A 25253-nucleotide genomic window follows, 5' to 3' on the forward strand; every position below is an offset into this window, starting at 1 on the left:
CACCTATAATCTACTCTTCCATGTGGAATTTGCATCAGTAGAATCTTTTACTCTGCTCTTAAAGTATTCTGAGTGGATTATTGCTGCTGCAAGTGCTGCTTCTTTATTTTTTTCTTTATCCGCTTTGATATCTTCTGTTAATCTATCAATAATTCCATATCTTTTCAAAAAGTCAGTAGAGAGTTCACCTTTCTTGTATTCGTCAGTTCTAAGAATTGTTTTGTATAATGGAATTGAAGTCTCTACACCTTGAATGTAGAAATCATCTAATGCAGTAAGCATTCGTCGTCTTGATTCATCAAATGTTGGTCCCCATGTACATAACTTTGCCATCAATGAATCATAAAATGGAGATACAGTACAACCAGAGTACAAGTAAGTATCACAACGGACATTGGGACCAGATGGAATGTTTACTTCAGGGACAGGTCCAGTTGATGGTGCAAAATCCAAAAAGGTATCTTCTGCATTAATTCTACACTCAATTGCATATCCATTCATCTTTAGATCTTTTTGTTTGAATGGAAGTGGTTCTCCGTTTGCAATATCGATTTGTAACTTTACAAAGTCTAGTCCTGAAACCATTTCGCTTATAGGATGCTCGACTTGAAGCCTGGCGTTAATCTCAATGAAATAAAATTCCCCATTATCTGCTCGTAAAAATTCTGCGGTACCAAGATTCGTATAATCTACTGCTTCTGCTGCCTTTACAACTAGTTCACCGACTCTATCCCTTGTCTTTTGATCTACAACAGGAGATGGTGTTTGTTCAATTAGTTTTTGATTACGTCTTTGGATAGAGCATTCTCTCTCAAAGAGATGTACTGCATTTCCATGCTTGTCTCTGCACATCTGATACTCAATGTGACGAGTTTTTTCAAGGAATTTTTCTACAATGATAGCAGATTTTCCTACCGCTGCAATTGATTCTGAAGTTACTGTTTCAAATCCTTCTCGTAATTCTTTATCATTAGTTACTAGTCTAATTCCTCTACCACCTCCACCATAAACTGATTTTAAGAGTACAGGATATCCGATTTCATTTGCAATCTTTTCAGCTTCTACTGCATCATTTACAAGACCTGGACTACCTGGAACAGTTGGGACCTTAGCTTTGAGCATTGCAGCTTTGCATTCCATTTTATCACCACAAAGATTCATAGAATCTGCTGATGGTCCAATGAAATTGATTTTATTATTCTCACACAATCTTGCAAAGTCATCATTTTCTGAAAGAAAGCCATAACCCGGGTGAACTGCATCTGCTCCAGATGATAGTATTACTTCCATTATCTTTTCTTGATTAAGATAACTCTCCTTTGGAGCTGCTTTACCTATATGATATGATTCTGTTGCTTTTTTAACGTGTAGAGAGTTGGTATCCTCATCAGAATAAACTGCCACAGTTTTAATTCCAAGTGCTTTGCATGTTCGAATCACACGTAAGGCGATTTCTCCTCTGTTAGCGATTAGGACTTTTTCAATCATTTTCACTCACAAGTTGATATTTCCATGTTTTCTAGGAGGTTGTTTGTCACGCTTGTTTGCAAGCATTTCAAGTGCTTTTATTATCATAGGTCTTGTTTGAGAAGGGTCAATAACAGTATCTACGGAACCATTTGCTGCAGCAACATAAGGGTTATCAAATTTTTCTGCAAAGTCATCAGTAAGTTGCTTTTTTAATTCATCAGGATTCTTTGCTGCATCAAGATCTTTTTTATTCATAATTCTAACAGCAGCTTCTGCACCAAGAACTGCAATCCTAGCTGTTGGCCATGCATAGTTTACATCTGTACGAAGATTTTTGCTTGCCATTGCAATGTATGCACCACCATATGCTTTTCCAATAACTAAAGTAATCTTTGGAACTGTTGCCTCACAATATGAAAATAGCAATTTACTTCCATGACGAATAATTCCATTATGCTCTTGATTAGAACCTGGCATGTATCCTGGTGTATCAACCAAAGTAATTATCGGGATGTTAAACGCATCACAAAATCTTATGAATCGTGCAGCTTTATTTGATGAATCAATATCCAATGCTCCTGCTAGATTGAGTGGTTGATTTGCAACAATGCCAACTGTTCTTCCATTCATTCTTGCATAACCAACAATAATGTTTGGTGCAAATAATTCGTGAATTTCAAAAAATTCTCTGTTATCAACAATTGAAAAGATAATTTCTTTCATGTCGTATGGTTGTAGTTGATTTTCAGGAACTAGATTGATTAAATTATGATCAGTTCTGTTAGGATCATCATCAGTTTTTACAATTGGTGGTTCTTGTGTATAATTTTGTGGGATGTAAGATAGTAATTTTTTGATGTAATCCATACACTCGTATTCATGTTTAGCCACAAAGTGTGCAACACCACTTTTTGATCCATGAGTCATTGCCCCACCTAACTCTTCATATGATATCTCTTCACCGAGTACAGTCTTTACAACATCTGGACCTGTAACGTACATGTTACCAATTTTTTCAACCATGATAACAAAATCAGTCATTGCAGGAGAGTATACTGCACCTCCAGCAGAAGGACCAACACTAGCAGTAATTTGTGGAACTACTCCTGATGCAAGTTCATTATGATAAAAGATGTCTGCAAAACCATCAAGACTAAGAATTCCTTCTTGGATTCTAGCTCCTCCAGAATCTGCTATACCAACAATTGGACATCCTGTTCGAATTGCATGATCCATAAGTTTTGTAATTTTTTTAGCACCCATTTGGCTTAGTGTACCGCCAAGTACTGTAAAGTCATATGCAAAAACAAAAACTTGTCTTCCATTTACTGTCCCATATCCACCAACAACGCCATCTCCAAAAAACTTCTTCTTTTGCATATCAAATTCATGGTAATGATGAGTTGTCAGTGCATCAACTTCGGTAAAGCTTCCTTCATCTAGTAAGAGATCTATTCTTTCTCTAGCTGTTAACTTTCCTTTTTCATGCTGTGCTGAAATTCTGTCTTGTCCACCACTTTGGGCAGCCTGCTTATTTTTTTTCAAAAATTTATCTATTTTTTCAGAATGCATAGCCGGCGATCTGTGAAAACTTTTTACCTATATTATTTTGTCGGATCTACTCTCTTAATTTGTCTCGTCCGCCTTTTGCAGTTCTAAAGACATTCATTCCAATATGGAAATTCTCATAAAGATGGTCTAATTTTTTGAGATCAAATTCTGCCTTTGTAATTTGTTGTTGAGTTGCATCAGGATTGTTTTTTAAAGCAGATAACCGTCTTTGTGCTTCTTCACGAATCTCTTTGATTCCATTTTCATAGTTTGATGTTCCACCGTATTCTGGACTTAGAATGTATTCAGGCTTGTAGGGAGGAATCTGATCTGATGGTGTCTCGACCTTTTTTGCTATTTCTGCAATCTCCTCAGGTGTGTATTCTTTTGGTTTTGGTGGCTCTTCTTTTGCTTCTACTGCGGTATCAGAAGATTTTGTATCATTTTTCTCTTCAGTAGTGGTTTTTTCCTTTTCGTCAGCCAATATGCTGTTACCTAGGGGGGGTTAAATTTTAAGTTTTGATTAAGACCAGATCAAGATAAAGAATATCAAAATACTTTGAACTTAGCTACTAGAAATTCAATTTTCGAAGATTTGTAATATAAAAACACCCGTTAGTAAGGTACCAAGTGCCAATTCTTTTTGGAAAAATGCTAGTGGTAATATGAAAAAACGGTTTTTGGCTTCATATACTATTTTCTTGCTCTTTTCCTATGTTGAAAGAGATTCCACCCCTAAAAGTAGATAGTCTATCACTCGCTGACATTCATCAATTTGTCTATGAAAGATTTTTTGAAGCAAAAAACCACAATGACTTGAATGAGTTAATACGATTCCATACCAACAACAAGTATTTGTTTATGGCACATAGTCCAAACCATCTAAAGAAACTTGGCAATTTAGTTGCAAACAAAAACAAGGACAATCCTAAAGAGATTTTTGAAAAATACTATCTCATAATGAGAAGACTTTTACAAAAAAACCCTACAAGCAGATCACATCTTAATACAGTTTATCATATAGTTAGTCATTTTTCAAAAGATCTTACCAAAGAACAAAAAAATGAATTTTTAAAAATCATAGAAAATTTGAAAGTTGATGAAAAAGAATTAAGAGATATTCTCTTAACATTAAAAAATTGGACTATGAAATTTGATAAAAGATACTTGATTAGGCAGACATATTTTTTGTTATTTACTTAATATTGGCACTAGAAGGAAATTACATTCATGCTTTTATTCAAATGAATGTACCAATAATTATGCAACAAACAGAAAGTAAACCAATTACAATTAAAATAAAAAAATTAGATATCAATCAAAGTTATTTTTTTGGAGCTGCAACTATAAACGAAAAAGAATACAAAATTAATGTGCAAGGGCATTGGAAGGAGAAATTAATTAAATTACCTGTTTCATATCCAAAACAAGAACGTGTACTGATCAGACTCTCCGGTGAGAGTGGTGCATTTATTGAAGATATTGTTGCCCATAGAGGCAATTCAGAGTGGATAGAGATTGATTCTGATGAAATCCTTCACTATATTGCAGATCATCAAGATGAGCTTGATACAATTGAAGTATACTTGAATGAATCATAATTTTGTAATGTAATCTGCTTTCTTGTGTGCAAGAATGATCATGAAGGCTCCAAATGCAATTACACCAATAGAAATCTTTTCAGCAGTTATTTCATTGGAAGTGTAAAAGTCAGATACAAAATCAGGCCCCCAAACAATTAGATTCTGAATAGGAACTATGATTGCTGTGATAATGAAAAGAACGCCAAATGCACTAAAGACATTTTTTACAAATTTCATTTCATTGCTTGCTTGATTATACGTGGAATCTTTTCAAGGAGTTGATTTTGGATTATCTCACCATCAAATTTGTAGTCTTTTCCCTCAACTGCTTGCCCACCAACTAATACCGGGACATTATATTCTGAGTTAATTTTACTGACCAAGCGTTGCCCAGACTTGATGTTATCCTCAAGTGTTATTGAAACAAATATTGCGTGTGGTTTTTTGTCATCGATAAAACTTAGAACAGATTCTGTTGGAGCAGATGGAGAGATGTTATAAACAGTATATCCCTTGCTTTGTAAAAATGATTGAATTACATTACATCCAAGATTATGTTCTTCCCCTGATGGTGTACAGACAAGAATTTTGTTTTTTTTCTTTAATATAGAATTTCTTTCGGTAATAATGCTCACTAACTCTTTTGCAATATTGCTTGATACATGTTCTGTTGCAACGCTTAATTCATTTGATTCCCATAAATCTCCAATCTTATACATTATTGGTTTAAGAACGGAATCATAAAAGACGTTGAGAGTGTTTGTTTTCTCAAATGATTCAAAGATATCGAGGCATCTGTCAAGATCACCTTTAGTTAGTCCGTTGAATAATTCTTTTTTGACTTTATCAATAAGCTTTTGATTTTTTTCTATGTTTTCTCCCGAATGTGTTGTAAGAAAAGAAAGAATTTTTGGATCTTTACGGTAATCTTCAGGAACATCATTTAATTTTACAAGGGATGCCTTGCCAAGATACTTGATAATCTCTTGTCGTGAAGTATTCTTTTTTGAATCCCATTTGCTTTTTACAAGATAGAGATACTTGTCTCCCTTTACTGTTTTAGCTCTAACATACACCATGCTAATCCCTCTTCCTTCCTCGTGGTTTTGTACGCAGGACTGCCTTACAGCAAGGACATCTCACATCAGGAATCGAGAAAAAGAAGCCGCAGAATGTGCATCGTTTATGGCCCTTTTCATAACGCATTCCATTTGGAAGTGATTCTGCTTGAAGTATTTGGCATACTCCCTTACATGAGCGTCCCATCTATTGCTCACTCCCGATTTGTGGGTTTGATTTTTTATTTTTTAATTTCATCATAATCGTAATTCTCACCATAAAAAATTTGGAATCATCCCAAATCTATTGGGATGCTCATACTTCCCCAAGGCTCATTGATTCTAAAAGAATAACTCTTTGATGAATCATATTCAAAAGTTGTTCCTCCATAACCAATGTTTGGTCCAAAGAGCATTGTGAACTCTTTTGCTTCACCTGGTTTCAAAACAATTTGACCGTTGGTAAAGTCCATTCCAGAGTACTTGTATGCTTTTGAGCCATCTGTAACATCATAGCTACATATTGCGGGGCCTGTACATGAGAGTGCTACGTTATCACTTGATCCTGTATTTTCTGCTAACATTTTAACAGTTAAGAGTGCTTGACCAGATGAGCTTATTTCAAACTCTACACCAGGATTATAGAATGTGACAGGTCCAACATTATATGGAGTTGAATTTTCTTTGTATTCAATCAAAGTTAATTGTGCTTTAACTTCTTTCTCACAGTCTAATCTCTTGTATGCCTTTTTAATTTCCTGACATGCCTCTAGCTCTGCTTGCAATGCAGCGACTTTAGAATTATCAGAAGATTTTGTCGAAGCGCTCTTTACTGTTTCTTCAGTCATTGAATCGGTTTGTACAGAGATAATTCCAATCTTCATTAAATGTTGTAATCCATTTACAAATTCATCATCACTAACCAAACCTTCTGACCACCATGCTGCGCTGGTTTTTACCCAGTCAGGTACGACATCGGATTTTTCACCAGATACACTTGCCGTAGGGACAACTAGAATTCCTTCCTTTATCAAGAATTGAATTCCTTGTACAAAATCAGAGTCTTCGATTTGTCCATCTGCCCACCAACCTGCATTTGTCTTAATCCATGCTGGTACTTCTGCGCTTGCACTTTGTGCAAGTGGGAGTAATATCAAAACAGTAGCAATTACAGCGATTTTTGTTTTCATTAGCACTAGTTTACGCTTATACTATATAACTAGTGCTAAATAGATAACCTAGTGGTAAAAAAACGGTCACTAGAAAAGCGAGGAATGATAATGACTCGGTGTGACAGGTTAATGCTCGAGGGGGATTCTTGCATTCTAGGAACCAATTTGTCACGCATACTCGTTCCTCGCAATTATCAATAGTTCGATTTACTATTTTAAGAAAACATGCTATGTACGGATTTAGCACTAGAAGAAAATTCATTTCCAGATTAAATACAATAATTTAAAAAAAAATTTAATGAAAGATGAAGTAATTATTATTGGTGCAGGTGTAAGTGGATTATCATCTGCTGCATTATTGGTAAAAGATAAAATTCCAGTTAGAATATTTGAAAAATCCCCTAAGGTTGGGGGCAGAACAACATCAACTAGTTACAAGGGACATATTTTGGATAATGGGTTTCATATTATGCCATTTTACAAAACGTCGGCAGTTTACAAAGTATTAGAGGAGATCGGAATAGTTTCTGATTTAAAATTATCAATTGTAGATGATATTACTTTTTTCCAAGAAAAAAAATTTCATAAATATCCAAAAGGTATTTTGGATTTTTTTCGATTATCAATTGTTCCAATGAAGAGTAGGCTAAGGCTGTTGAGAATACTTTTGCCAATGGCATTCTCTTCGATGGAAAAAGCTGAAGAGTTGGATTCAAAATCATTAACTAAAATTACAAAGACCATGGATAAAAAAACAAGGTCCTTTTTTGATGCAGTGTGTATGCTAGCTTTTGCAGATACGCCTGATCATGTATCATTGGGAGAGTTTGTACGAACGATTATCAGGGCAAATCCGTTTAAGGGTGGAACAAGTGAGTTTGGTTATCCATCAGAAGGTGGATATGACAAAATTTCAAAGATGTTAGAAGAGTATGTTAAAAATAATGGTGGAGTAGTTAGTCTATCTACCCCAATAAAAAAAATTGTAATACAAAATAATCATGTAACGGGAGTCGTGCTAGAAAGTGGGGAGTTTTTCCCATCAAACTGTGTGATAGTCTCTAATCCAGCATACATTGCAGTAAAGAAATTCTTTGATGATGAAGTTTTTGATAAAAAATTCCTATCCAAAGTTGAAAAATTAAACAAGACAACATCAGTAATTGAGGTACATTTTTGTCTCTCAAAAAAGATTGATTTTAGACAGATTGTTTTTCCTGTTGGAAGTAACTATACTGCAAAGGGTGTTTTTTTTATCACAAACATTGCACCATCTGTATCTCCTAAAGGGGAGCATCTACTCATGGCAGGCACACCTGTTCCATCTGAATATACTGACAATCCACAAAAGATTAGAGAAGTGGTAGACAAAATGAAGGTAGATATTTCTCAGATTTATCCTGATTTTAAGGAAAACCTGCTTTGGGAGAGACCAATGGCATGGAAATTAGTTGAAGCAGTTGTAAAAGAACCAGGATTAGTCTGGAAACAAAAGATGCCGCATCACATAGAGGGAATCAAGGGATTATTCTTTGTAGGAGATTCAACCATTAGCTATGGAATAGGTACTGACTCTGCAGCGCATAGTTCTATGTTATGTCATCCAAAGATAATCAATCATTTGAAAGAAAAATCAGAGCAAGAGATTCAGATTAAACAAAATTAAGTTTAAAAAATTTTCTTAGTGATTTAATATGTGGAATTGTTTTTTTATTGATTCTTGATAATTGTCAAAAGAGTTTTTTTGTTCAAAACACTTTTTGCAGATACATAATTGCGAAACTTTTTCTAGATCACAGTTTTCAATAAACTCGCATTGTTGGCATCCTGCAGGACCACCACAAACTCCACACTTTAATTCCTTAACTTCAGCACACTTTTCATGCTTTACACCCAATCCTTTTGCCCATAATCCAATTTCATTAATCTGAATTTTTTCATTACATACTATACAAGTACCAGGAAATTTCATTGGAATTTTTCTCCAGCTCATTTTATTAGCTCCATCTCTTTTTCAACGAGATCACCAAAACTTTCCTCTAGAGGAAAGTCAAATTGTTTATTCTTTAGACAAAATAACAAATACGGCAGGTAAAACGTACCAAATGTACTACGTGAAATGTGCATGTGTTTTGCCATTACAGTTGCAAATGCCTTGATGTTTTTACCATCCCAACGTAATCGATTCAAAAGTGGCCAGGATAAATTGAATTTGTTATAACGAATGGATGTATCTTTTTTGTATAATTTAATCAGTATGGCATCAAGATAACGCAGTAATCTCCATTCTTGGTTCTTCATTATTTTTCCATATAGAATGTCTGCCTCAGATACTACCTGAAGCATGTTTTGCATGTCATCGCTTGAAATGCTGCTAGTCACAATACTAGAGTAGAATGCATTAATCTTCTCTCGTGGGTCTATCTGCATAGAATACAAAACAATTCTAGCCTCATCTAGTGTGTTTGATTTGAAAAACGCATTGATTCCATCTTCAATATTTAATGTCTCAAATGATTTTTCAGTGGACGGATTAAAGCCAGTAACCATTGACTGAGTCATATTTATCATAGAACGAATATCCCCGCGTGATTCATCGATAACTTTAATCATAGAGCCGGGGGAGATTTTTGCACCTTCTTTTTTTATTATATTTTCAAGATATAGGCATAAGAGTCTAGGCGGAATTGGTCTAAACACGATAGATTTTGTCACCTTTTTGATGCTCTTCATCTTATCAGAAGAATCAGAATTTGCTGCAAGTATCATTGGAACTGTCGGTTCTTTTAGAATGTTGATCAACGCTTCTGTACCACCGTAATCTGAGCGGCCGTGAATTCCATCAACTTCGTCAACAAAGATCATTGGAGTACCCAATACACTGACGTTCCCAAGTACAGGACTAAGAATATCATTGATCTGAGCTTTGCTTCTGACATCACTTGCATTGAGGCCTATCATATCATAACCAAATTGTTTTGCAGACAAATTTGCAATTGTTGTTTTACCGATTCCTGGTGGTCCCACTAACAAGAGGGGTTTTGTTCCCTTTTTCCATTTTGCAAACCACTCTACAATTGCTGCGCGTGCCTCTTCATTTCCAACCATTTCAGAAATGCTTTGAGGCCTATGTTTTTCTGACCACATCAATTTGAATCACTTTGGAAGTTTTGATTCAAAGTCAGACCACATGTTGGCTTTTTGTAACTTGTTATACCAAAATTGGTTATAGTGCTCAACAGTTAGGAATAAGAACTCTAGAAATTCTTTGTATGAGAATCCTTCTGGGAGTAATTCCAATGCTAATCTTGCATCCTGCAAATACAGATTACTTTTTTCCAGAGTTAATTCAAATCCTTTTTTTACATCACCAGAAAGTAGGGAATAATAAAGTGGCCAAGATGGTATCTTGACAAATCCATTTTTGATAGAATCTTCAATCTCATTTCCACATCCTACTCCTTCGGCAGCTCTTGCCATTCCCAAGTAGAAGATCTCGCCAAGAGGTCTTTGAGCTAGTGCCATGTTTCTTCCCGCAGTGCCCATGACTGCTCGATACTTTTTGTAGCACTGATTCATTTCTTCTTCAGTGATTTCAGTTGGCTTTGATTTGAGTTTTGTATCAATATACTGGCCTAATCTTGCATCCTTGAATCCATCTTCAAATTCTTTGAGAACAGTATCTCCACCCTTTGCTATTTTGTCTCGGGCAAGTTTGAGTATGTATGGGTTCATTAGCTTGTAATCATCAAGATAGTCAAGATCCTCATCCTTGTCTACAATTCTATCCATTGGTTCACTAAGGTCAATTGCAATGATATGTCCGTCAACCAAGTTCTCACGCATTTGAGGATCTGATGTTCCAGTATAGTCAGCTGCTGCATCATACAGTGCGTTAAAGACAGGAAATGTCATCTTGACAAAATTTGAGTTTAGTATTCTCATCACTCGATCCTGTAAGACATCAGGACTTTCGAGTTTTGATTTAATTGGATCTATCTCTGAGCTTTTTAGAATAATCTCGGTGGAGCCTACCTCGTTTCCAAATGCTTGTTGTGTAGAATTTGGGTTTGTATCAGATTTAATTTCTTTTAGAAGATCACTTGCAAATCTTTTTGCAAAGTTTGGAAATTCATTTTCTGTCTCTTCCTTGTATTGATTGAATAGTTTGAATCCTTTTGATTTGAATAATCCCTGCTTGATAATTTGTTTTCCAGGCTTTGTACTCATTAGAGCTTCTTTACTTACTACTGACTGATCTTTTCCACTCACGTACCAAAGGCGATTTTATTGTTATTTATGCTTTCAATGTCTCTTTCACTTAAATTACGATTTCAGACAGATCGGTTATGGAAGTAATTGATGTAATCAAGGAAGCATCAAGACGAGTTTATGAAAATGTCAAGGACTTGGCAGGAACCGATGATGCTGCAGGAGATTTTGGAAGAGGTGCAGGAGGAGATATCTCAAGAAACATCGATGTTACTGCTGAAAAAACCGTGCTTGATTATCTAAGGGAGATTAATTTTGAATGCATTGTATTAGGTGAAGAATGTGGGCGAGTCGAATTATCAGACAAGCCAAAAGGATTCATCATAATGGATGCAATTGATGGCTCGGCAAATGCAGTACGAGGAGTTCCATTCTTTTGTTGCTCACTTGCATTTGCAAAGGAGGATAAACTTAGTTCCATTACCGATGGGGTAGTCATTGATCTAACAAATGGAAACATGTATTGGGCATCAAAGGGAAAGGGGGCATTCCTAAATGAAAATAAGATCAAAGTTCACGGAGAGGAGCCAGTTTACAGAATTGTTGGAGTAAACGCATCAGGTGCTGATGCCAATCTGTTAGAAAAATTACAACCAATCTTTGAGAAACACAATCACATCAGACATCTAGGTGCAAATGCACTAGAGATGGCACTCTTTGCAAGAGGCTTGATGGATGTATTTATCGACCTGAGAAAGAAGATCAGGATTCAGGATATAGCTGCAGGATATCTGATTGTAAAGGAGGCAGGAGGATTACTATTGGATGAAAATCTCAAACCTCTTGATTCGGATTTAAGCTACAAGACAAGATTATCATTTGTTGCAGCATCAAATCAAAAGATGTTAGATGAGATAATGTCTCAAATGAAATAATTTCATTTGTAGTTATTGTAAAAATAAAAAAAAATCCTTAACCATTGGTTACAGGAAATATGTGTACGTGCATGCTCTCATGAGAGTAGATATGACCCATTCCGTTTAATGGAACATCAACAGTAGTGCTACCAGACCAACCACCATTTACTATTGCAGTACCAACCAAATGGCCGCCACCAATTGATAGTGAAATCTTTTGGTTGATTCCTTGTTTTGCAACACTGATTTCATGTAAAGTTACTCTCAAAGTCTTTTCGTTAACAGGCTCGACGACAGAGATCTTTACTCCAGGTACTGAGGACATTGTCTTGTAGTATGGCTCACAGAAATGTGGTGGCATATCATGTCCTTTGTGACATTGTTGATGAATTGTTCCAGGACCATACCATATACCGTGTCTACTGGGACCACTTCCCATTCCACCACCATGATCACTAGAAGAACTACTCGAGTCACCATGACCACCCATCATACCTCCCATTTGAGCATCTGCAATGGATAGATCTGAAGTTGCAACTATTCCAATAGATACTACTACTCCTGCGAGTACGCCTATCAAAATATTTTTTTGAAAATTCATTGTAAATGCTTTTTGAATTTTTTATTTAATATCAAAACATGTTTCTCAAAATTGATTTTCAAACATGAAAATCATTATTTAGTAAAAACAAGTTGGAAAGAATAAAAAAATTATTGGCCAGTTGGATTCATCATTGCTGCTCTCTCTTTGAGTTTTTGATCAATGGGTGCCATTACAAAGTCACCTGCTTTTGCGTCACACTGACCAATATTTACAGCATATCCATCTGGAGTTTCAGCAATACAACCTGCATCAGTAACTGCAATGATCTCTACTCTTTCTATAATCTCATCTGGGCTAACATACCACATCAGATAAGCAAATAGAGATATTCCAATTGCAGCCAACACACCAGATATTATTAGATATGTTGTAATGCTTTTTGATTTCTTTTCTTTTGCCGGTAATGCAGACATTGATTAGTTTGGGAAATATTTGCTTAAAAGATTGGATTATCTTTTTCAATATTGATTTCCAAAATTGATAATCGTGAAAGGAAATTGTACCCGGTAATAATATCATATATTTCCGTATATTATACATGAAACAAATTCTTGTCAGTTTTGATTTTTCAAAAAATAGACATCTGAGTAGGTTGGTTAGAATTTGCCTAGTATGTGGAAGTTCAAATACTTGCGTTAATCAATATGGAATTTTTTGTAGAAACTGCGGATTTTTGTGGGATTATGAGTAAAATGGCTGCATCATGTAAAGGAATGTGTGAAGAATACAAGAGTCAAGGAATTACCATGAAGGAAAAATACCAGTATGGTCAGAAACGATGTACATACTGTGGTTTGTTTTTGACATGTGAAGGACCTAGATGCCCATGCTGTAAAACTATCTTAAGAACAAAACCTAGAGGTAGATCTTCAAGTAATAACAGAATTTAGTAAAAATTTACCAGTATGCGCTGTTTGTAAATCCAATATTATCAACAATCTGTACATTTAGCTCCTCTAACCCAAATACAACATAGGTAGCTTTTACTTTACATTGATAGAGAAAGTATTTTTTCCCATCATCGGTAACTACAGAACCGGTTACCTTTAGGATTTTTTTATCAGTAAGATCATTGACTCGTCTATATGCGGTAGTCATTGGAATGTCAAGTTCTTTGACAATATCAATTACAGATCTAGGTTGTTCTATTGTATAGTTCATAATATTTCGAGAATAATCATCTGCTAATGCATCAAGTAAAGCAGTTTTAAGCGGAGAATCACTTGGTAATGTTCTGATTTCGTCAGCCATGCATGTTTAATGATAAACTGATTAAAAAATTAAGAGGCAAGTAATTTTCATATTTAATTTCCATTGGTGAAAATTATCCTCCTTGTTATATTGAATATTGTATAATGAAAAGTATGAGTTTTAGTTATACTGTATCTACATCAAAAACAATAGATAATGCAATAAATGGTCTTACTCAAAACCTAAAGGTGATTGGGTTTGGAGTACTTGGTTCTCTAAATTTTAAGAAAATATTAGAAGAAAAGGGCCTAGAGTTCAAAGAGAATTACCAATTGTTAGAGGTATGTAACCCAAAATTAGCAAAACAGGTTTTAGATTCAAATCCAGAATTGGGTCTTTTGTTACCCTGCACAATAGCAGTTTACCAAAAGAAAGGAAGAAATTTTATCAGTCTTGCAAGACCTTCAGCCTTACTTGGTTTAGTTTCAGAAAATAATATGCAATTTTTGGGAAATGAGATTGAGAAAAATCTAATTGATGTAATTGAAAAATCAAAATAATGTTCTAGATAATTCACTAATTTGCTGCAGGTTCTGGTGTTGCTGCCATAGTACCAAGAATCTTATCAATCTCGTTTAATGCAAGCTTATCACGGCCAATTAATTCAAATTTTTGAAGAATAGTTTCAAACTTTGTCTCTTCTTGGACTTGCTCGTCTACGAACCATTGTAGAAATGTAAACGTACTGTGATCTTTTTCTTTTTGTGCCAACTCTACAATTTTGTTTATTGATGCAGTAACTGCTTGCTCATTTTTTAATGCAATTTTGCATATACCCTCAATTGATTTGAAATCCTTTGGTGGCTGTTTTACTGCAGGAATTACAACAGTAACACCAAGGTCATTTAGAAATTTAACAATTTTGAGCATATGCATTCGCTCTTCATCGGATTGAGCATAAAACAGACTGGCAGTTCCTTCATACCCAGTGATTTGAGACCAAGATGCCATTGATAAATAGTAATTTGATGCAAACGCCTCCATGGCAATTTGATCATTTAGTGCTTTTGTCATCTTGGCAGAAAGTTTCATGTTATAATTTCACATTTGTTCATTAAAAATCCTTCTCAAGTTATTATTTGGAAAAAACTAATGGCGCCCTCGGCGGGATTTGAACACGCGTCTCAGCCGTGACAGGGCCGAATTCTAGACCGGGCTATACTACAAGGGCGCAGTAATTCAAAACAAATTTGCCAGTTTAAAACTTTCCTTCAGATCAAAATTTGTTGTAAAAGACTAAATTATACACGCCGGGCAGTGTTGTGGGGGTCTGTAGCGCAGCCAGGTAGCGCACCGGACTTTTAATCCGGTTGTCGTGGGTCCGAATCCCACCAGACCCGCTAATTCTAACTATGCCAAACTATGCCATTTTTAAAAAATCATCTGAAATTCAATGAAACAGTGTAATTGTTTGTTGATTTTAATAGCATACACCAAGGAACTGGATTCACAAAAAAATTTGCGGGAGAATTCACATTTTTCTTCCCAAAACGAAGATTATTCCTCCAATAACGATCAACGCCATTCCAAAAATCCTTAACCATTCATGATATTTTGTATATTCCTCCTTAAAGCGAGGATCCTCTTGGAATTGCTCTTGGGGAATATCAGTTCCATTAAGTGCCCAAGTGGAAAACCCAGCAAGTACTATACCCACGGCAATAAATGCAAACATCACAGTTCTTGCTGCTCCTTTTATCATGACAAAAAGTTTTCCTGATTAATTTTTGAAGTCATTTCACAATCAATACCGGGCAGTGAACCCTATTAGAAACTCCATTTGCTACGCTACCAAGAATTAGTTTATCCCAATTAGTTTTGCCATGCGATCCCATTACTACAAGATCCATTTTGCTTGATTTGGCATAGCTGACAATGGCCTTTCCAACATTTTGTGGATAGATAATTTTTGAGTTAAATTTTACATTTGATTTTTTTGCAGATTCTCCAAATTTTTTAAATTGCCCTTGTATAATTTTTAATTGTCGTTTAAGATCTGCATCAGCTATACGGTTATCTACATACCAAGAACCAGTCATTGGAGTATTCAACACGGTCAGAATTGTAATTTTTGCAGAATATTTTTTTCCCAGATTCAATGCAATTTTAAATGCACGATTAGCAAATTTTGAGCCGTCATATGGAACTAAAATATTTTGGAACAGCATACAGTGAATTTGATATTTGAGAAATTAAAGGGGGATTATGATTATCAAAAACAAAAATGAAGGAGGGCTTTAAGTAAGAAATGTTTCATCATATAGGAGATCGATTTTTATCGGGTCTTTTTTCATCTATGTTTTGTCGCCAGAGACATTATATCAGATGTATAATTTTCACATATGATTTTGACCAATAATTGAAGTGATTATTTTTTTAATTCGTTTACTTTGGAAGATAATGCATCCAGAGAATTTGTAACATCGTTGTCTCGCTTGACAGTGCCGCCTCGGTATGCATTAATCTTTGATAATCTATTTTCGATCATCCTCTTTTGTTCTGAAAATCCTGATGAGCCCTGCGATTTTCTCTCCTTTAGTGAGGATGCAACGGTAGTGTTCTTGATAATTTCTGAAACAACTTTAGAATCAACTCCTGTTCCCTGAATTGATTTTGTTATCTCAGATGGCGTGAGTTTTGATAATTGTTTTTTGGACTGGTATGCAGCTTGGACTAGTTGTCCTGCAATCTTGTGAGTTGTTCTAAATGGAACACCGTTTTGAACTAGCTTCTCTGCAATGTCGAGGGCAATAAGGTAACCACCATCTGCAGCCTTTTTCATATTTTTTTCATTTACAGAAAGTGTAAGCAACATTGATTTCATTACGATTAATGCACTGATTGAAATTTTTGATGTCTTCCATATTGAGGATTTTATTTGCTGTAGGTCACGTCCGTAACCCGTTGCCAATCCCTTTACAGTTGACAAGATAGCCATCAAGTATCCGATTATCTCAGCAGTCTTTCCACGTGTTAGCTCCAAGATGTCAGGATTCTTTTTTTGCGGCATAACACTTGATGGAGAAGTAAACTCATCGGATAACTCTATGAATGAAAATTCAGATGTTGACCAAATAACAAAGTCTTCAGAAATTTTACTAAGGTTTGTCATCAGGATGGCAATTGCAGAGACGTATTCTGCTACAAAGTCACGTGTGCTAGTAGCATCAATAGAGTTCTCAACTATTCCCTTAAAGCCCAACATCTTTGCTGTGCTTTGCCTATCAATTGGAATGCTTGTTCCACCAACAGGACCTGCTCCCAATGGGCTTTCATTTACTCGTCCATATGTGACGTATAGTCGGTCCAAATCACGAAACAATGCGTCTGCATGTGCCAAAAGATAATGCGAGAATGTTCCAACCTGGGCTTGCTGCAAGTGTGTATAAAGCGGCATGATTGTCTTGTCATGTTTTTGTGCTAATGATACTAGAGCTTCAATTGTATCCAGTAAACAATTGCATAGGATGTTTATGTCATCTCGAATCTTCATTCGAATATCAAGTGAGACCTGATCATTGCGTGATCGAGCAGTATGCATCTTTCCACCGCTTGCAATTCCTGCTTTTTTGATGACTAGTGATTCAATTAATTCATGAATGTCTTCAGAGTCAGATGTAACATCAAATTTTTCTTTCTTGAGTTCCTCAAGTGCTGATAAAATTTTCTTGATATCATTTTTTGAAATAATATTATTCTCATACAGCATTATTGCGTGTGCTTGACTGCCCAAGATATCATACAAAGCAATCTCAGTATCATCTGATATTGATGAAACATAATCAAGAGTTATTTTGTTTAGGTCATTTCCTAGACGTGACCGATACATCACGATTATTTCTAGAATGGTTATATATAGCATAGACGATTTGGCGTTCATGTCACAAGACGTCAAACAACTTCGTGTGAAAATTTTTGATGAACTATCAAAGATCGTAGATCCTGAAATCAACACATCGATAACTGATTTGGAATTAATTGATGAAGTTGACATTAATGAAAAAAATGTCAAGGTGGATTTGCATCTGACTAGTCCATTTTGTCCAGCAGTGTTTGGATTCAAGATTTGCCAAGATGTTCATGATAATCTACTCAAGATAGATGGGATTGATGATGTCAAGGTAAATGTCTCAAATCACTTTATGGCAGAGCAGATTAACAATCAGGTAAATAACAGCCCAAATCCAAAAAAACAGGGTTAGTTAACGATTAAAGCCTAATAGGTATCCTCGAAGTAATTGAATTCCCATAGCAGGATCTACTCCCTTTGGACAGACCTGGCTACAAGAGCCAGCAAAATGACATCGCCAAATTCCATGGGATTCGTCAATAACTTTTAGTCTGTCATTCTTTCCTTTGTCACGGTTATCTGCAACATAGCGATATGCTTGGGCCAATGCTTGAGGGCCAACAAAGGATGAGTCCATAGTCATTGTTGGACATGCAGAGTTGCACAAGCCACATTTTATGCAGCCAGCAAACTGGATGAACTTTTCAAGCTCTTCAGGAGTTTGGATGTGTTCTTTAGTTCTGTCAGTAACTTCGGTTTCATCATTAATCATAAACGGTTTTACTTTTTTGTGGTTTGCAAACATTCTATCAAAGCCGACTGTAAGATCTCGAATAATTGGAAAGTTATTCATCGGCTCTACTGTTACAACATTAGAGTTTAGCTCACTAATTTTTGTAAAGCATGCCAGTCTTGGTTTTCCATTAATTACCATTCCACACGAACCACATGTTGCTTGTCTGCAAGAGTATCGCACAGCAATAGAATGATCAAAGTATTTCTTTGCTTCAAGAATTGCTTCAAGAACTGTAGTCCATTTTTGAACAGGTATCTGAAAGTCCATGAATTTTTTCTCATTGTCTGTATTAGGATTAATTCTTGCAACACGCAGTGTAATTGTTTGCGAAGGAGAGACATTACTAGATGATTGTTCTGTTGCTAATTCTGTTGCCATTTACACCATCCCCATACTCGTCATAAATATAGTTCGTGAACCATATGCAATTACTGCAATCATTGCAGCTACACAACCATATGATACTGCTTTCTCATATGAGGGTCCTTGTTTAAACTCTAGTAAAATAACCCGCAATCCATTGAATCCGTGAATTGATAATAGAATCAAAATTATCTCAAGCATTCCAGCATATGGTAGGAATTGGTAATTTGCAATTACACTCTCATACTCTAGTGATTGAGAGAAATCTTGGGTCAATCTAAACAAAATGTGTACTGCGACAAGAGCAACTGCTCCAAGTGCAGTTCCATAGTGAATTTTCATAATTGTGCTTTCTCTCATTTTATTCACCAAACATTACGGTCATTCCGTACATCATAGCAATTGCAGCCAATACTATTGCAGAGTAAATTCCAATTTTGTGTCGATAGTTTTGAGAACGTGGAGTGTATGGGTAGTCAGCTCGTCCAGGAGTTCCAACACCAACACCACCATGTCCTAGCATTACACGAATTCCGTTTACCGTATGAAAGACACACATTCCAATTACAATGGTAAGAACAATGTGACCTTCTGTTGTTTGTGTCATGGCAAGGACTTCTGCCCAGCCGGCTTTTCCTTTTAGAATATTACTTGTTTCATAAATGTGAGCAACAAAATATGCCAACAGTCCCAATCCTGTCAAGCGCATTAACCAGTATGCAAAGCGCTCAATCCCGTATCTTCCGGGATTTGCCATTCCCTTGATTCCTTCTTTGTTTTCATTTACTTTGTCTTCATTTACTTTTGCCATTCAGTATTTCCTCTCCACTGGTTGGTAATTAGTAATTGTTACAGGGTGAGTCTTCATTATTGGCTCTTTTGGATCATAGTACGCCAGAGTATGATGTAAGAATTTTGTATCGTCACGTTTTGGATAATCTATCCTTGCATGAGCTCCTCTTGATTCTTTTCTGTTGATTGCCCCAATCAGTACAACTTCTGCCACTCTAAACATAGAGTCTAGCTCCATTACATTTGTAAAGTTTGTATTGTATTCTTTGGCTTTATCATCAACATGTTTCCAGGTTTGTTCACGTAGTTTTCTAAGCTTCTTCAAACCATCAACAAGTTTTTCTTCAGTTCTGTATACGTATGCTTTTTCATTCATCATATCAGTTAGCTCCTGTCTAATCTCGTATGGATTTGCATCTCCATTTCCTCGAAATATTCCATCATAGATTCTCTTCTCTTCTGCGGTAACTAGGTGATGTGGCCATGGTGTTGAAGGCACTCCTTTTTTGATGTATTCAGCAGCAAGTGAGCCTGTGATGTTTCCCCATACTATACACTCAGATGTAGAATTTGCGCCTAATCTGTTTGAGCCATGAACGCTATTGCAAGCTGCCTCTCCAGCAGCCCAAACTCCCTGTAATTCTGTGGCACCATCAATGTCAGTGTGAATTCCACCCATCATATAGTGACATACGGGTCTGACATCCATAATCTCTTGGGCAGGATCAATGCCGGAGAATTTAATTGAAATCTCTCTAATTCCTCCAAGTTTTTCTTTGATTACTTCATCACCCAAGTGACGCAGGTCAAGCTTCATACAGTCAACACCAGTTTCATGTTTGAATCCTCTGCCTTCGTTAATTTCAGTAATCATAGAACGAGATACAATATCTCTTGGTGCAAGCTCCATCTTGTTTGCTGCATATTTTTTCATGAATCGTTCACCTTTGTTATTTAGTAGATATCCACCTTCACCTCTTGCTCCTTCTGTAATTAGAATTCCAGATGGTAAGATGCCAGTTGGATGAAACTGAACAAACTCCATGTCTTTGAGTGCCATTCCTGCACGAAATGCCATGTCTAGTCCATCAGGTGTTGAAGAGTGAGCATATGTTGAAAAGCTGTACAGTCTTCCAGCACCACCTGTAGCGATGATTAGTGCTTTGGCTTTGATTGAATAAAATGCTCCAGACTTTAGATCAATTGCAGTAATTCCTAGAAATCTTTGACCATCGTGAATTATTGAAGTTGCAAACCATTCATTGAGATATTCAATGTTATCAAATCTCTGACATGTATCATAGAGCGTCTGCATCTCAAAAAAGCCAACCTTATCAGATGCATATGTTGCTCTTGGAAAACTGTATCCACCAAATGCTCTCTGATCAATTCTTCCATCTTTTCTTCTAGACCAAGGCATTCCCCAGTGTTCTAACTGGTAAACTTGTTTTGGCATTTCACGGCAAAGTCTTTCTGCGACATCTTGGTCTGCTAAAAAGTCACTTCCCTTTACAGTATCATAAATGTGAGATTCAATAGAGTCACCTTCTTCTTCAAACAATACTGCAGCTGTACCACCCTCTGCAGAAACGGAGTGTGAACGCATTACCTGAACTTTTGATACCATGGCAATTTTGATATCAGGACTTTTTTGTGCAGCTGAAATTCCAGCGCGTAATCCAGCCAATCCGGTACCACAGATAATCAAATCATATTCGATTGACTCGACCATTTTCAGTCAGACTACCATGAGGGTGGTTAAATATGTAGTATAGAATGGATTAGATCCGAATAATTAATATATATCGCTAGCGATATCACTAGTGATGATTGCAGACTGGTTTCAAAGAGTAGGCAGTTCAGTCCCCAGAGGATTTTCACGATACTACATACTAGAGATCTTAAAATCAAAACCATATTCTGGAAAAGAGATTATCGATCATGCTTCTGAGCAAAGCCAGGGAATATGGAAACCATCTCCAGGATTGATCTATCCATTACTTGGCAGGTTATTGGATGAAGGACTAATCGATGAAACAAAGGATGGCAAGTATCAGATTACATCAAAGGGAAAATCAACTGCAGAAGATGTTGAAAAAATACATGATGTTGTAAGAAAGCAACTTGACGTATTGTTTAGACTAGGAAACATTGGGCGCTTTGTAGCCATGGATACTTTGGAGAAGATCTTCAGTATGGGTTCATTATTGAGCTCAAATGCCGAAAACATGACAAGGCAAGAGACTGAAAAATATAGAAAGTTCCTCCAGTCAGAGCTTGAAAAATTAGATGAAAAATCAGCCAAAAAGAAAGGCAAAGAGTTCAAGGTAGAATAGAAAATTCAGCATTTATTATTAGTCAAGTTTTAAGGATATCATGATAGAGTCCGATGATGCCGCAAAGGTTCTTGAAACAGTTGCAAAAAACCTAATTGGAGTATCAAGGGATAAAGCAAATTTCCAGAAACTTCCAGATTCCTTTTGGGGATACTTTGCAAGAGGGCATGACAAGAAAGGAAAATTTGGCGTCATAGTTACATATTCAGAGAAAGGCACTGATGTTGATGAGTTAATTGCCATGTATGAGAAGTGGGTTTCCCAAAACAAATCAGATGAATTAAAATCATAAATAATTCACCGACAAATCTCCCTCATTGAAAAAATTCAAGGCCATTCTAAAAAAGAAAGGACCACTTGTAATTCCTGGAGTGTATGATGCAATAGGTGCAAAGATAGCTCAAAAGGTTGGATTTGATGCAATGTTCCAAACTGGTTATGGGACTTCTGCAACGTTATTTGGCATGCCTGATTATGGCTTTATTGGAGCTACAGAGACTGTTGATAATGCACGGAGAATCTGTAGAGCCGTTTCTACTCCTGTAATTGTAGATGTAGATACAGGATATGGTAATGCCCTCAGCGTATGGAAGCTAGTAAAAGAGATTGAGAGTGCAGGGGCATCTGGAATATTTCTTGAGGATCAAAGATGGCCAAAAAGATGTGGACACATGCAAGGAAAGGAAGTAGTGCCGTATGAAGAGTATGCAGAAAAATTAGGTGCTGCATTGGATGCAAGAAGCAGTAAGGATTTTGTTATTGTTGCAAGGACTGATGCAAGAGCAACACAAGGATTGGATGCTGCAATTGAAAGAGGATTAAAAAATAAAAAATTGGGAGCAGACATTATTTTTGTTGAAGCTCCCCAGTCAATTGAAGAGATGAAAAAAATTGGCAAATCGATAAAGGCTCCACTTGTTGCAAACATGATTGAGGGCGGAGCAACGCCAATTAGTTCTGCATTAGATTTGTACAAGATTGGATTTAAGATAATTCTGTATCCACTTTCAGTTTTGTTTGCAAATACTTTTGCTACAATGAATGTTCTCAAGGAATTAAAGAAGACAGGTGGAACTAAAAAAATTCAAAAGCAACTTGTAGACTTTGAAGAGTTTAACAATTTAGTAGAGTTATCAAAGTTTAGAAAGCTAGAAAAGAAGTACGGATATTCAAAAAGAGAATAAAAAATGTCAAGTAAAGCGCATTTAGGATGCGTTTCTCTTTACTTCAATTTCTATTGTTGATACGTTTCTTTGTTTGCCGTCTTGTGACTCTAATGATTCAGAGCCAATCTTGATTTCACCAATAGAGTATCCAGCGTTTTCGGTTTTTCGTGAGATGATTTGTGCTACGTCAACTGCACGTCCGATGCTAAGACCTCTTGCCTTGATGTGTACGGAAGGTAAGTTTGCCAATTGAATCAGCGTAGAAGTAACATACGCCATCAAAGGTTTCTTACCAATGAATATGGTGTCTCTTGCTTCGTTTGACATAGGCCTTGAGATTACTCAGGATAATTTAAATCTAAGATCAGCGAATTTGAATATTGGGGGAATTTTTTTGAAAAAATCCAAAATTCAAGATATGGAGAGCGATAATTTATGGTAAATAATGCGGAAATTACAAAAATTTTAGATTCTGATTCAAAAGATTTGAAAATTCAAACTCTAGAGTCACTTTCTGAAGCAAAAGACCCAGAAATTATTAGAAAAATCATCACAAAATTAGATGATCCTGACATTCAGGTTAGAGGCGAGGCATTTAGCGCCCTTGTGCTAAATGAAAATGACATCTCAGAATTTTTGATTCAAAGTCTTGATTCTCAGAGTAGATACGTAAGAGGTTTTTCTGCATTAATTTTGGCAAATAGAAATGAGAAAAATTGCATCGAGTCAATAATCAAACTTACTGAAGATGAGAGCTCCATGGTTAGGGAGTGTGCATTAGGAGCATTAGGATTTCTAAAAGCAGAAAAGGCAAAAGATGTCATTCACAGATGTTTCTTTGATTCAAGCATTGAAGTGAAAAAAAGTGCGCTCAAGGCAGCAATTGACATTGGAGAAACAGTTCACAAAGAAGAGATTGATAAAATTTCTAAAGAAAAAGATGCAGAGCTTGAAAAGCTAATAGTCTTAGCTCAAAAGAAATCATAAGTGGACCGGGAGGGATTTGAACCCTCGATCTCACCCATGCCAAGGGCGTATCCTACCAGTCTAGACGACCGGCCCAAAGTGATCAGCAAGAATCTGCGATCGAATAAGATTTTTTGGATTGGTTATTAACGTTTTAGATGTTAGGCGGATTTCCCAACATCCTAACATAAGATATTTAACCACTGGAGATCACGATCAATACTGCATGGTTGTAGAAAATAAGGCCACGATTACATATATTCAATTACTAAAAGAAGATCTTGCAATATTCAGACTAGTTCCAAACGACGGGGTAGTTCCCGATTATCACGCAGGTCAGTTCATTACAATTGGAATGAATGTTCCAAGTGAGGGTAAAGTCATCAGAAGAGCATACTCTATTGCATCACATCCTGAAAACAAAAAATACATTGAACTTGTTATAAGATGGGTAAGAAAACCACTTCCTGGAAGATTAACCACTCAATTGTTTAATGCAAAAGAAGGAGATGAAGTAACTTGGATTAAACCAACTGGTGCAGCATTATCAATTAATGAAACACTTCCAAATGGTAACAAAGACAACAGAAGAATCGTATGTATTGGTGGTGGAACAGGAATTGCACCCTTTGTTAGTTTTGCACAGCATCTCCACGATGTAGGAGACAAACGAGAAATTGTTGTATTACACGGTGCAAGTTATGTTGATGAGCTCAGCTACAAAGAACTTTTCACGAATTTAGAATATGAAAGCCTCGACAAAGGCAAGGACAAATGGAATTTTACTTATCGCGCAACTATCAGTAGGCCACAAGACTGGTTTAACAGATCATGGGGCGGACAAACTGGAAGAGTTGAGACATTTCTAAGACCACGTGAAGATGGAATGTCACCACTTGAAGAATTAGTTGGCGAGAAGATTACAAAAGATAACACAATGTTTTACATTTGTGGTTGGCAAGGCACAATTGATGGCGTAATGGACTTCTTAAAACCAAAGAACTTTGTTACGCAAAGAGAAAAGCGAGCTGACGGAAGCTTCGAAGTAAAGTTCGAATCATACGGATAGCAATAGATTATTTTAAAGAAATAATATCATGCGCTAGAATTTACCTACGGGGACGTAGGTTAGCTTGGTAGACTGCCAGCCTCGGGCGCTGGAGATCATGGGTTCAACTCCCATCGTCCCCATGTTACTAATTCAATCATTGAAATAGGACAAATGA

At 36.3% G+C, this 25253-nt stretch carries 34 protein-coding genes and 4 tRNA genes; 14 read left to right on the plus strand and 24 right to left on the minus strand.

The annotated features are described in order from the left end of the window. Positions 1-3: 3 nt before the first annotated feature. From C6988_RS03120 to C6988_RS03130, 3 genes are read right to left on the minus strand one after another with little or no spacing between them, the layout of a single operon-like run. Entirely contained in the window at positions 4-1488 is a 1485-nt protein-coding gene (locus C6988_RS03120; RefSeq protein WP_182133524.1) for an acetyl-CoA carboxylase biotin carboxylase subunit, read from the minus strand. A 6-nt stretch (positions 1489-1494) separates the two neighbouring features. After that, positions 1495-3042, minus strand: coding sequence for an acyl-CoA carboxylase subunit beta (locus tag C6988_RS03125; RefSeq protein ID WP_182133526.1), 1548 nt, complete (start codon positions 3040-3042; stop codon positions 1495-1497). A 46-nt stretch (positions 3043-3088) separates the two neighbouring features. Next, the gene (locus tag C6988_RS03130; RefSeq protein WP_182133528.1) at positions 3089-3505 is read right to left on the minus strand and encodes a hypothetical protein; all 417 of its coding nucleotides are present in this window, start codon (positions 3503-3505) and stop codon (positions 3089-3091) included. Positions 3506-3735: 230 nt separating this feature from the next. On the opposite strand from C6988_RS03130, the gene C6988_RS03135 reads away from it, so the two are divergent. Next, positions 3736-4224 carry a DUF1722 domain-containing protein gene (locus tag C6988_RS03135; protein WP_182133530.1) on the plus strand — a complete coding sequence of 163 codons (489 nt, stop codon included), beginning with the start codon at positions 3736-3738 and terminating at the stop codon, positions 4222-4224. Positions 4225-4283: 59 nt separating this feature from the next. Next, complete coding sequence (locus C6988_RS03140; RefSeq protein ID WP_182133532.1) at positions 4284-4622, plus strand: hypothetical protein; 339 nt, start codon at positions 4284-4286, stop codon at positions 4620-4622. Here the strand turns inward: C6988_RS03140 and C6988_RS03145 are convergent. From C6988_RS03145 to C6988_RS03160, 4 genes are all read right to left on the minus strand, one after another. Next, a complete protein-coding gene (locus tag C6988_RS03145) occupies positions 4617-4841 on the minus strand; it encodes a hypothetical protein (protein WP_182133535.1) in 225 nt (74 codons plus the stop codon). The genes C6988_RS03140 and C6988_RS03145 overlap by 6 nt on opposite strands. Further along, the gene (locus C6988_RS03150) at positions 4838-5683 is read right to left on the minus strand and encodes a cobalamin B12-binding domain-containing protein (protein WP_182133537.1); all 846 of its coding nucleotides are present in this window, start codon (positions 5681-5683) and stop codon (positions 4838-4840) included. Before C6988_RS03150 ends, C6988_RS03145 begins: the two co-directional genes overlap by 4 nt. 1 nt (position 5684) lies before the next feature. Further along, positions 5685-5870, minus strand: coding sequence for a hypothetical protein (locus C6988_RS03155; RefSeq protein ID WP_182133539.1), 186 nt, complete (start codon positions 5868-5870; stop codon positions 5685-5687). An 85-nt stretch (positions 5871-5955) separates the two neighbouring features. Continuing rightward, positions 5956-6852 (minus strand): peptidase, encoded by an 897-nt coding sequence (locus tag C6988_RS03160; RefSeq protein WP_182133541.1) that lies wholly within the window; start codon positions 6850-6852, stop codon positions 5956-5958. Positions 6853-7132: 280 nt separating this feature from the next. Here C6988_RS03160 and C6988_RS03165 point away from each other — a divergent pair, with 280 nt between their 5' ends. Then, a complete protein-coding gene (locus C6988_RS03165; protein WP_182133543.1) occupies positions 7133-8500 on the plus strand; it encodes a phytoene desaturase family protein in 1368 nt (455 codons plus the stop codon). A 15-nt stretch (positions 8501-8515) separates the two neighbouring features. Here the strand turns inward: C6988_RS03165 and C6988_RS03170 are convergent, their stop codons facing one another. The 3 genes from C6988_RS03170 to C6988_RS03180 are packed head-to-tail and all read right to left on the minus strand — an operon-like array spanning position 8516 to position 11106. Further along, positions 8516-8827: a hypothetical protein gene (locus tag C6988_RS03170; protein ID WP_182133545.1), complete on the minus strand. Its 312-nt coding sequence runs from the start codon at positions 8825-8827 to the stop codon at positions 8516-8518. Continuing rightward, entirely contained in the window at positions 8824-9981 is a 1158-nt protein-coding gene (locus C6988_RS03175) for an AAA family ATPase (RefSeq protein ID WP_182133685.1), read from the minus strand. The genes C6988_RS03170 and C6988_RS03175 overlap by 4 nt, the downstream gene beginning before the upstream one ends. A gap of 9 nt (positions 9982-9990) precedes the next feature. After that, positions 9991-11106 carry a hypothetical protein gene (locus C6988_RS03180; RefSeq protein WP_182133547.1) on the minus strand — a complete coding sequence of 372 codons (1116 nt, stop codon included), beginning with the start codon at positions 11104-11106 and terminating at the stop codon, positions 9991-9993. A gap of 77 nt (positions 11107-11183) precedes the next feature. On the opposite strand from C6988_RS03180, the gene C6988_RS03185 reads away from it, so the two are divergent. Beyond that, the gene (locus C6988_RS03185; protein ID WP_182133549.1) at positions 11184-11981 is read left to right on the plus strand and encodes an inositol monophosphatase family protein; all 798 of its coding nucleotides are present in this window, start codon (positions 11184-11186) and stop codon (positions 11979-11981) included. Positions 11982-12018: 37 nt separating this feature from the next. On the opposite strand, the gene C6988_RS03190 is transcribed toward C6988_RS03185, so the two are convergent. Both C6988_RS03190 and C6988_RS03195 read right to left on the minus strand, forming a co-directional pair. After that, positions 12019-12564, minus strand: coding sequence for a hypothetical protein (locus C6988_RS03190; protein ID WP_182133551.1), 546 nt, complete (start codon positions 12562-12564; stop codon positions 12019-12021). Positions 12565-12674: 110 nt separating this feature from the next. Beyond that, positions 12675-12980 (minus strand): hypothetical protein, encoded by a 306-nt coding sequence (locus C6988_RS03195; protein ID WP_182133553.1) that lies wholly within the window; start codon positions 12978-12980, stop codon positions 12675-12677. 270 nt (positions 12981-13250) lie between these two features. Between C6988_RS03195 and C6988_RS03200 the strand changes: the two genes are divergently transcribed. Next, positions 13251-13457, plus strand: a complete 207-nt coding sequence (locus C6988_RS03200; protein ID WP_255464189.1) for a hypothetical protein — start codon at positions 13251-13253, stop codon at positions 13455-13457. A 7-nt stretch (positions 13458-13464) separates the two neighbouring features. On the opposite strand, the gene C6988_RS03205 is transcribed toward C6988_RS03200, so the two are convergent. Next, complete coding sequence (locus C6988_RS03205) at positions 13465-13818, minus strand: helix-turn-helix domain-containing protein (RefSeq protein WP_182133555.1); 354 nt, start codon at positions 13816-13818, stop codon at positions 13465-13467. 113 nt (positions 13819-13931) lie between these two features. Between C6988_RS03205 and C6988_RS03210 the strand changes: the two genes are divergently transcribed. Beyond that, on the plus strand, positions 13932-14318 hold the full coding sequence (locus C6988_RS03210; RefSeq protein WP_182133557.1) for a DUF302 domain-containing protein: 387 nt from the start codon (positions 13932-13934) through the stop codon (positions 14316-14318). A 16-nt stretch (positions 14319-14334) separates the two neighbouring features. On the opposite strand, the gene C6988_RS03215 is transcribed toward C6988_RS03210, so the two are convergent. Further along, positions 14335-14850, minus strand: coding sequence for a ferritin (locus tag C6988_RS03215; RefSeq protein WP_182133559.1), 516 nt, complete (start codon positions 14848-14850; stop codon positions 14335-14337). 61 nt (positions 14851-14911) lie between these two features. Then, positions 14912-14989 (minus strand) — tRNA-Asp (locus C6988_RS03220). A 95-nt stretch (positions 14990-15084) separates the two neighbouring features. Between C6988_RS03220 and C6988_RS03225 the strand changes: the two genes are divergently transcribed. After that, positions 15085-15158 (plus strand) — tRNA-Lys (locus C6988_RS03225). Positions 15159-15289: 131 nt separating this feature from the next. Here the strand turns inward: C6988_RS03225 and C6988_RS03230 are convergent. The 3 genes from C6988_RS03230 to argH form a co-directional block, all read right to left on the minus strand. Continuing rightward, on the minus strand, positions 15290-15520 hold the full coding sequence (locus tag C6988_RS03230; RefSeq protein WP_182133561.1) for a hypothetical protein: 231 nt from the start codon (positions 15518-15520) through the stop codon (positions 15290-15292). A 31-nt stretch (positions 15521-15551) separates the two neighbouring features. Further along, positions 15552-15986 (minus strand): universal stress protein, encoded by a 435-nt coding sequence (locus tag C6988_RS03235; RefSeq protein ID WP_182133563.1) that lies wholly within the window; start codon positions 15984-15986, stop codon positions 15552-15554. Positions 15987-16186: 200 nt separating this feature from the next. Further along, entirely contained in the window at positions 16187-17647 is a 1461-nt protein-coding gene (gene argH / locus C6988_RS03240; protein ID WP_182133565.1) for an argininosuccinate lyase, read from the minus strand. Positions 17648-17696: 49 nt separating this feature from the next. Here argH and C6988_RS03245 point away from each other — a divergent pair, with 49 nt between their 5' ends. Further along, positions 17697-18020 carry a metal-sulfur cluster assembly factor gene (locus C6988_RS03245; protein WP_182133567.1) on the plus strand — a complete coding sequence of 108 codons (324 nt, stop codon included), beginning with the start codon at positions 17697-17699 and terminating at the stop codon, positions 18018-18020. Here the strand turns inward: C6988_RS03245 and sdhB are convergent, their stop codons facing one another. The 4 genes from sdhB to C6988_RS03265 are packed head-to-tail and all read right to left on the minus strand — an operon-like array spanning position 18021 to position 21291. Continuing rightward, positions 18021-18782, minus strand: coding sequence for a succinate dehydrogenase/fumarate reductase iron-sulfur subunit (sdhB, locus tag C6988_RS03250; RefSeq protein ID WP_182133569.1), 762 nt, complete (start codon positions 18780-18782; stop codon positions 18021-18023). After that, entirely contained in the window at positions 18783-19127 is a 345-nt protein-coding gene (locus tag C6988_RS03255) for a succinate dehydrogenase/fumarate reductase transmembrane subunit (RefSeq protein WP_182133571.1), read from the minus strand. A 1-nt stretch (position 19128) separates the two neighbouring features. Continuing rightward, positions 19129-19578, minus strand: a complete 450-nt coding sequence (locus tag C6988_RS03260; RefSeq protein WP_182133573.1) for a succinate dehydrogenase/fumarate reductase transmembrane subunit — start codon at positions 19576-19578, stop codon at positions 19129-19131. Continuing rightward, positions 19579-21291 (minus strand): succinate dehydrogenase/fumarate reductase flavoprotein subunit, encoded by a 1713-nt coding sequence (locus C6988_RS03265; protein ID WP_182133575.1) that lies wholly within the window; start codon positions 21289-21291, stop codon positions 19579-19581. It lies immediately after the preceding gene. A 94-nt stretch (positions 21292-21385) separates the two neighbouring features. Between C6988_RS03265 and C6988_RS03270 the strand changes: the two genes are divergently transcribed. From C6988_RS03270 to C6988_RS03280, 3 genes are read left to right on the plus strand one after another with little or no spacing between them, the layout of a single operon-like run. Next, positions 21386-21895, plus strand: coding sequence for a PadR family transcriptional regulator (locus C6988_RS03270; RefSeq protein WP_182133687.1), 510 nt, complete (start codon positions 21386-21388; stop codon positions 21893-21895). A gap of 40 nt (positions 21896-21935) precedes the next feature. Further along, on the plus strand, positions 21936-22187 hold the full coding sequence (locus C6988_RS03275) for a hypothetical protein (protein ID WP_182133577.1): 252 nt from the start codon (positions 21936-21938) through the stop codon (positions 22185-22187). Between the two features lie 43 nt (positions 22188-22230). After that, positions 22231-23079 (plus strand): isocitrate lyase/PEP mutase family protein, encoded by an 849-nt coding sequence (locus C6988_RS03280; protein WP_182133688.1) that lies wholly within the window; start codon positions 22231-22233, stop codon positions 23077-23079. Positions 23080-23100: 21 nt separating this feature from the next. Here the strand turns inward: C6988_RS03280 and C6988_RS03285 are convergent, their stop codons facing one another. After that, positions 23101-23388 carry an AlbA family DNA/RNA-binding protein gene (locus C6988_RS03285; RefSeq protein ID WP_182133579.1) on the minus strand — a complete coding sequence of 96 codons (288 nt, stop codon included), beginning with the start codon at positions 23386-23388 and terminating at the stop codon, positions 23101-23103. Between the two features lie 108 nt (positions 23389-23496). Here C6988_RS03285 and C6988_RS03290 point away from each other — a divergent pair, with 108 nt between their 5' ends. Continuing rightward, entirely contained in the window at positions 23497-24048 is a 552-nt protein-coding gene (locus tag C6988_RS03290) for a HEAT repeat domain-containing protein (protein ID WP_182133581.1), read from the plus strand. A gap of 1 nt (position 24049) precedes the next feature. Here the strand turns inward: C6988_RS03290 and C6988_RS03295 are convergent. Further along, positions 24050-24123 (minus strand) — tRNA-Ala (locus C6988_RS03295). Between the two features lie 130 nt (positions 24124-24253). On the opposite strand from C6988_RS03295, the gene C6988_RS03300 reads away from it, so the two are divergent. Then, positions 24254-25096, plus strand: coding sequence for an FAD-binding oxidoreductase (locus C6988_RS03300; protein ID WP_182133583.1), 843 nt, complete (start codon positions 24254-24256; stop codon positions 25094-25096). A 48-nt stretch (positions 25097-25144) separates the two neighbouring features. After that, a tRNA-Pro gene (locus C6988_RS03305) sits at positions 25145-25218 on the plus strand. The last annotated feature ends 35 nt before the right edge of the window (positions 25219-25253 follow it).

The sequence above is a fragment of the Nitrosopumilus sp. b1 genome (assembly GCF_014078545.1).
Lineage (GTDB): Archaea > Thermoproteota > Nitrososphaeria > Nitrososphaerales > Nitrosopumilaceae > PXYB01.

Excerpts from the sequence above, each read along its gene's own strand:
- C6988_RS03120 (WP_182133524.1), bottom strand. The coding sequence starts at position 1,488 with ATGATTGAAAAAGTCCTAATCGCTAACAGAGGAGAAATCGCCTTACGT.
- C6988_RS03125 (WP_182133526.1), bottom strand. The coding sequence starts at position 3,042 with ATGCATTCTGAAAAAATAGATAAATTTTTGAAAAAAAATAAGCAGGCT.
- C6988_RS03135 (WP_182133530.1), top strand. The coding sequence starts at position 3,736 with ATGTTGAAAGAGATTCCACCCCTAAAAGTAGATAGTCTATCACTCGCT.
- C6988_RS03140 (WP_182133532.1), top strand. The coding sequence starts at position 4,284 with ATGCAACAAACAGAAAGTAAACCAATTACAATTAAAATAAAAAAATTA.
- C6988_RS03145 (WP_182133535.1), bottom strand. The coding sequence starts at position 4,841 with ATGAAATTTGTAAAAAATGTCTTTAGTGCATTTGGCGTTCTTTTCATT.
- C6988_RS03150 (WP_182133537.1), bottom strand. The coding sequence starts at position 5,683 with ATGGTGTATGTTAGAGCTAAAACAGTAAAGGGAGACAAGTATCTCTAT.
- C6988_RS03155 (WP_182133539.1), bottom strand. The coding sequence starts at position 5,870 with ATGGGACGCTCATGTAAGGGAGTATGCCAAATACTTCAAGCAGAATCA.
- C6988_RS03160 (WP_182133541.1), bottom strand. The coding sequence starts at position 6,852 with ATGAAAACAAAAATCGCTGTAATTGCTACTGTTTTGATATTACTCCCA.
- C6988_RS03165 (WP_182133543.1), top strand. The coding sequence starts at position 7,133 with ATGAAAGATGAAGTAATTATTATTGGTGCAGGTGTAAGTGGATTATCA.
- C6988_RS03170 (WP_182133545.1), bottom strand. The coding sequence starts at position 8,827 with ATGAGCTGGAGAAAAATTCCAATGAAATTTCCTGGTACTTGTATAGTA.
- C6988_RS03175 (WP_182133685.1), bottom strand. The coding sequence starts at position 9,981 with ATGTGGTCAGAAAAACATAGGCCTCAAAGCATTTCTGAAATGGTTGGA.
- C6988_RS03185 (WP_182133549.1), top strand. The coding sequence starts at position 11,184 with ATGGAAGTAATTGATGTAATCAAGGAAGCATCAAGACGAGTTTATGAA.
- C6988_RS03190 (WP_182133551.1), bottom strand. The coding sequence starts at position 12,564 with ATGAATTTTCAAAAAAATATTTTGATAGGCGTACTCGCAGGAGTAGTA.
- C6988_RS03195 (WP_182133553.1), bottom strand. The coding sequence starts at position 12,980 with ATGTCTGCATTACCGGCAAAAGAAAAGAAATCAAAAAGCATTACAACA.
- C6988_RS03200 (WP_255464189.1), top strand. The coding sequence starts at position 13,251 with ATGAGTAAAATGGCTGCATCATGTAAAGGAATGTGTGAAGAATACAAG.
- C6988_RS03205 (WP_182133555.1), bottom strand. The coding sequence starts at position 13,818 with ATGGCTGACGAAATCAGAACATTACCAAGTGATTCTCCGCTTAAAACT.
- C6988_RS03210 (WP_182133557.1), top strand. The coding sequence starts at position 13,932 with ATGAGTTTTAGTTATACTGTATCTACATCAAAAACAATAGATAATGCA.
- C6988_RS03215 (WP_182133559.1), bottom strand. The coding sequence starts at position 14,850 with ATGAAACTTTCTGCCAAGATGACAAAAGCACTAAATGATCAAATTGCC.
- C6988_RS03230 (WP_182133561.1), bottom strand. The coding sequence starts at position 15,520 with ATGATAAAAGGAGCAGCAAGAACTGTGATGTTTGCATTTATTGCCGTG.
- C6988_RS03235 (WP_182133563.1), bottom strand. The coding sequence starts at position 15,986 with ATGCTGTTCCAAAATATTTTAGTTCCATATGACGGCTCAAAATTTGCT.
- argH (WP_182133565.1), bottom strand. The coding sequence starts at position 17,647 with ATGTATCGGTCACGTCTAGGAAATGACCTAAACAAAATAACTCTTGAT.
- C6988_RS03245 (WP_182133567.1), top strand. The coding sequence starts at position 17,697 with ATGTCACAAGACGTCAAACAACTTCGTGTGAAAATTTTTGATGAACTA.
- sdhB (WP_182133569.1), bottom strand. The coding sequence starts at position 18,782 with ATGGCAACAGAATTAGCAACAGAACAATCATCTAGTAATGTCTCTCCT.
- C6988_RS03255 (WP_182133571.1), bottom strand. The coding sequence starts at position 19,127 with ATGAGAGAAAGCACAATTATGAAAATTCACTATGGAACTGCACTTGGA.
- C6988_RS03260 (WP_182133573.1), bottom strand. The coding sequence starts at position 19,578 with ATGGCAAAAGTAAATGAAGACAAAGTAAATGAAAACAAAGAAGGAATC.
- C6988_RS03265 (WP_182133575.1), bottom strand. The coding sequence starts at position 21,291 with ATGGTCGAGTCAATCGAATATGATTTGATTATCTGTGGTACCGGATTG.
- C6988_RS03270 (WP_182133687.1), top strand. The coding sequence starts at position 21,386 with ATGATTGCAGACTGGTTTCAAAGAGTAGGCAGTTCAGTCCCCAGAGGA.
- C6988_RS03275 (WP_182133577.1), top strand. The coding sequence starts at position 21,936 with ATGATAGAGTCCGATGATGCCGCAAAGGTTCTTGAAACAGTTGCAAAA.
- C6988_RS03285 (WP_182133579.1), bottom strand. The coding sequence starts at position 23,388 with ATGTCAAACGAAGCAAGAGACACCATATTCATTGGTAAGAAACCTTTG.
- C6988_RS03290 (WP_182133581.1), top strand. The coding sequence starts at position 23,497 with ATGGTAAATAATGCGGAAATTACAAAAATTTTAGATTCTGATTCAAAA.
- C6988_RS03300 (WP_182133583.1), top strand. The coding sequence starts at position 24,254 with ATGGTTGTAGAAAATAAGGCCACGATTACATATATTCAATTACTAAAA.